The sequence below is a fragment of the Zoogloea sp. LCSB751 genome (genome assembly GCF_002028455.1).
Classification (GTDB): domain Bacteria; phylum Pseudomonadota; class Gammaproteobacteria; order Burkholderiales; family Rhodocyclaceae; genus Zoogloea.
The window spans coordinates 1-235 of record NZ_MWUM01000640.1 but is presented as its reverse complement, the minus strand read 5'-3'; the positions used below and the strand labels follow the sequence as shown (position 1 = coordinate 235).

The 235-nt window shown below is 48.9% G+C and carries 1 protein-coding gene; it reads left to right on the top strand.

Annotation, left to right across the window (positions count from 1 at the left end; genetic code table 11):
* The coding region (locus tag B4920_RS28010; protein ID WP_088179552.1) for a phage major capsid protein at positions 1-235 on the top strand (235 nt) is incomplete at both ends.

Sequence of the window (235 nt, the reverse complement as noted above, 5' to 3'; positions counted from 1 at the left end):
TGAGTGCCGGTGTACGCACCATTCCACACTTATTCAAAGCAAGCCGCCAAATTTTGGACGACGCTAAGCAATTGCAGAGCTATATCGATGCCCGTGCGCGTTACGGTTTAATGCTTGCTGAAGAAACGCAACTACTTTATGGCAATAACACTGGTGCTAACCTGCACGGAATTATCCCGCAGGCCAGCGCTTACGCAAAACCAACAGGTGCAACGGTAGATACTGAGCAACACAT